The sequence below is a fragment of the bacterium genome (genome assembly GCA_030654305.1).
Lineage (GTDB): Bacteria > Krumholzibacteriota > Krumholzibacteriia > LZORAL124-64-63 > LZORAL124-64-63 > PNOJ01.
On record JAURXS010000470.1, the window covers coordinates 1 to 4,065 of the forward strand.

A 4,065-nucleotide genomic window follows, 5' to 3' on the forward strand; every position below is an offset into this window, starting at 1 on the left:
CCCGACGCCGCGCCGCGCCCGCCGCGTCCGGCGCAGGGCGGCGGCGGCGGCGCTCCCGCCCGCGGCGGCCAGAGCGATCCCTTCGACAGCGGCCCGGTGCCGGGCGTCGAGGACGAGGACCTGCCGTTCTAGGGCGGACCGGCCGACCGGCAGCCGCACGGACAGGACGGGGCGCCCGAGGGGGCGCCCTTTCCCTTTGCCGCGGCGCGATGGTCCAACATCAGCTCTGAACATGCCCGTGCCGCCGCGCCCGCCATGCCCTATCATGGACGCGGAGCGACCCGCCCCGGAACCGCGGAGACGACCATGCGCCTGAAGCTGTTGTGCGCGCTGCTGCTGGGCCTGCCCTGCCTGCCCCGACCCGCGGCCTGCGAGTGCCTCGACTACGCGGACCGGCTGCACTGGGCCGGGCGCGCGCTGGTCGGCGGCGCGATCGAGGACGTCGCCGTGGACGCGCAGCACGCCTACGTCGCGGTGACGGACGTCGGCCTGAAGGTGCTGGACCTGGCCGATCCCTCGTTCCCCTCCTACCGCGCCACCCTCGCCCGCACCGGCGGCGGCTGGCGCATCGTCGTCGACTGGCCGCGCGTCTACCTGCTGTCGACGTCGGGCCTGCCGCGCCTGGACGTGATCGACGTGACGGTCCCGACGGCCCCCGTGCTGGCCGGCAGCTGCGCCCTGGACGCGGGCGCGCTCGATCTGGCCGTGGCCGGGCACCGCGCCTACGTGGTCCGCGCCGCCGCCGGCGCGGGCGAACTGATGGTCGTCGACGCCACGAATCCGGCGAGCATGACGGTCGCTGCCCGGCGCCCCCTGCCGGCCGGCGTGCTGACCGTCGCGGTCGGCGCCGGCCGGCTGGTGGCCGCGGGCGGCACTCCCGCCGCGACCGTGTTGGATCTGGCGGACCCCGACGCGCCCTTGCAGACCGGCAGTTGGGCCGACGCCCTGTCGCCGTCCGCGGTCGATCTGGCAGGCGAACTGGCTTTTGTGGCCGGTCCCGGCGGCATGGCGGTCCTGGACCTCGCCGCGGGCGGCGACCCGGTCGCACGCGGCCGGCTCGCCGATCCCGGCGGCTGGACCGGCGTTGCGTGCGACGGCGCGGGCGGGGTCTGGCTCACGCGTCGCGACGACGATCCGGCCGGTGGCGAAGCGCGGCGCGTGGACGTGACCTTCCCCGAAGCGCCGTCGTCGGTGGGCAGCCTGTCGACGGGCGCCCAGGCAGTGGTCGCGGCGGGCGACCGGGCCTGGCTGGCCCGCGGCGCCGCCGGACTGGACGCCCTGGTCGCCGGTGCCGGCCCGGCGACGACGATCGGTGCCTGGCCGTCTCCCGCCCTCGACGCCGCGCCCGTCGCGATCGCCGCCCGCGGCGCCGTCGCCGTGGTGGTCCACGACGCCACCGTGGACGACAATCCCCGCGGCCTGCTGCACGCCCTGGACCTGTCCGATCCCGCACAGCCGCGCGATCGTGGCGGGCTCGAGTTCGCCGGCGCGCCCACCGACGTCGCGGTCGAGGAGGGGCTGGCGGCCTTCGCCTGGTACCACGCGCGGACCAACCGCGGCCGGGTCGTGCTGGCGGACCTGTCCGGCGACGGGTCCCCGTCGCTGATGGGTTCGGTGACCGTCTACGGCGAGCCGACCCGGCTGGTCCTGTCGCCTCCCTGGCTCTACTGCGGCGTGCGCGGCACCGGCGCCGGCATCGGCCACCACCTTTTGGTGATCGACGTCGCCGATCCGGCCGCGCCGCGGCTGGCGCTGGTCTGGACGATGTCCTACGCCGCGACGGCCATGGCGCTGCAAGGCGACCGGCTGCGGCTGGCCGGGCTCGACGGCGTGCTGCCCTACCTGCAGACGCTCGACGTCACGCAGCCCGACGATCCCACCTCGCTGTCCTTCTACCCCATGTCGCGAGCCTACTCCGACCTGCGCGTGCGCGGCGACCTGCTCTACGGCCTGGAGGCGGGCGGCACCCTGGACCTGATCGACATCTCCGAGGACTTCCTGTGGTTCCGCGACGTGCTGGACCTGCCGTCGCCGCCCGCGGCGCTCGCGGTGCGCGGCGAGCAGGTCCTGATCGCCGGCGGCGACCTGACGGCGGTCGACGCGACGGATCCCGACGCGATGCGCGCGCGCGGCAGCGCGCGGCTGGCCGGCGCCGTGGACGTCGCGGCGCTGGAGACGTGCCTGCTCGCGCTCGACGCCGCGGGCGTCACGGTGCTGCCGCTGCCCTGCAACGCGATCGTGCCGATCGAACCGCCGGCCGAGCCGCCGGCCGCCGACGGACCGACGCCGGCCGCGCTGCGCCTGCTGGGCGTCGCCCCGAACCCCTTCAATCCCGCCACCACGGTCCGCTTCGCGCTGCCGCGCCCCGCGTCGGTCGCGGTCGAGGTGTTCGCCCTCGACGGCCGCCGCGTCCGCACGCTGCTGCGCGCACCGCGGCCCGCGGGCGAGCACCTCGCCGAGTGGGACGGCCGCGACGACGACGACCGGATGCAGCCCTCCGGCGCCTACGTGGTGCGCATCGAGGCCGACGGGCGCAGCGATGCGCGCAAGGTGCAGTTGGTGAGGTAGGACGGTTCAGGAGCGGGACGGCTCAGGACCTGGTCTCGCAGTGGGGGAACAGGGGGCACTCGTCGCAGCGCGGCGCGCGTGCCCGGCAGGTCCGTCGCCCGTGCTCGATCAGCAGGTGCGCGACCGCGACCCACTCCGTACGGGGCACGCACTCGTTCAGGTCGCGCTCGATCTTGACGGCTTCCTTGGGCCCGTGCGCGGTGAGCCCCAGCTTGCCGGCGATGCGCCCGACGTGCGTGTCCACGACCACGCCCTCGGGCTTCCCGAAGGCCACCCCGAGCACGACGTTGGCCGTCTTGCGCCCCACCCCGGCCAGGGCCGACAGCTCCGCCATCGTCTCCGGCAACTTCCCACCGTGCTTCTCCACGAGGTCCCGGCAGCAGCTGCGGATCGACTTGGCCTTCTGGCGGTAGAAGCCGGTGGAGTGGATGGCCTCCTCGATCTCCTCCTGGGAGGCCTCGGCGAAATCGCGGGGCTTGGGGTAGGCCGCGAAGAGCCCCGGCGTGACCTGGTTGACCCGGGCGTCGGTGCACTGGGCGCTCAGGATGGTGGCGATCAGCAGCTGGAAGGGTTCGCGGTGGTCGAGGGAGCAGGCGGCCTCGGGGAACTCCTTGTTCAGGATCGCGAGCACCTTCTTCGCGCGGGCTTTGCGGGCGGCCGGGTCCAGCATGAGGGCTCGCTTTCGGGGGGCGGAGGGGCTTGACACTCCCGTTGCGGGGTGCTAGTTTGCGGGTCCGGTGGGGGAGGATAGCATCCCCGGTCAGGTCGCGCCATCGCGCGGTTCAGAAGGCATCTCGGGTGCGCCGCTAGCTCAACTGGTAGAGCAACTGACTCTTAATCAGTAGGTTCGGGGTTCAAGTCCCTGGCGGCGTACCAACTTAATTCGATAGATGAGAAGGGCTTGCGGGAACGCAGGCCCTTCGTCTTTATCCGGGTGGCCGACGCCGCGGGACGTTCACCTCGCATCGAAATACGATTGCCCACGTGCTACAGTCACCGACCGATTCCATTCAGTGCGCTGTTCATGAGCAACATCTTTCCGAGGAACCATGCTCCACATCTACATCGACGCCGACGCCTGCCCCGTGAAGGACGAGATCTACAAGGTCGCCCAGCGCTACGACCTGTCGGTCACCCTGGTGGCCAACAGCTACATGCGCTACCCGACCGGCGGCAAGGTGAAGCTCGTGGTGGTGGAGCAGGGCCGCGACGAGGCCGACGACCGCATCGTCGAACTGGCCGACAGGGACGACATCGTCGTCACCGGCGACATCCCTCTCGCGGCGCGCTGCCTCGACAAGGGAGCCCGGGTGCTCGGCCACAAGGGCCGGCCCTTCACGCCGGAGAACGTCGGCGACTCGCTGGCCTCGCGGCAGCTGTTGTCCCAGCTGCGCGACCAGGGGCTGGTGGGCGGCGGGCCGCCGCCCTTCTCGCCGAAGGACCGGTCGCTGTTCCTGCAACAGCTCGACCAGATGGTGCAGGCGATCCGGCGGGGAT

At 73.2% G+C, this 4,065-nt stretch carries 3 protein-coding genes and 1 tRNA gene; 3 read left to right on the top strand and 1 reads right to left on the bottom strand.

All coding sequences use genetic code 11. The features are described 5' to 3' along the window. Positions 1–306 precede the first annotated feature (306 nt). The gene (locus Q7W29_13450) at positions 307–2,568 is read left to right on the top strand and encodes a FlgD immunoglobulin-like domain containing protein (protein MDO9172827.1); all 2,262 of its coding nucleotides are present in this window, start codon (positions 307–309) and stop codon (positions 2,566–2,568) included. 22 nt (positions 2,569–2,590) lie between these two features. Here Q7W29_13450 and nth read toward each other — a convergent pair whose 3' ends face one another. Further along, on the bottom strand, positions 2,591–3,238 hold the full coding sequence (gene nth / locus Q7W29_13455; GenBank protein MDO9172828.1) for an endonuclease III: 648 nt from the start codon (positions 3,236–3,238) through the stop codon (positions 2,591–2,593). 130 nt (positions 3,239–3,368) lie between these two features. Between nth and Q7W29_13460 the strand changes: the two genes are divergently transcribed. Both Q7W29_13460 and Q7W29_13465 read left to right on the top strand, forming a co-directional pair. Beyond that, positions 3,369–3,444: transfer RNA gene (locus tag Q7W29_13460), tRNA-Lys, on the top strand. Between the two features lie 173 nt (positions 3,445–3,617). After that, positions 3,618–4,065: YaiI/YqxD family protein (locus Q7W29_13465; protein MDO9172829.1), on the top strand; the 448-nt coding region annotated here is incomplete at its 3' end.

Bases quoted from the DNA above. Each gene is read 5' to 3' on its own strand.
- Q7W29_13450 (MDO9172827.1), top strand. From the start codon at position 307: ATGCGCCTGAAGCTGTTGTGCGCGCTGCTGCTGGGCCTGCCCTGCCTG.
- nth (MDO9172828.1), bottom strand. From the start codon at position 3,238: ATGCTGGACCCGGCCGCCCGCAAAGCCCGCGCGAAGAAGGTGCTCGCG.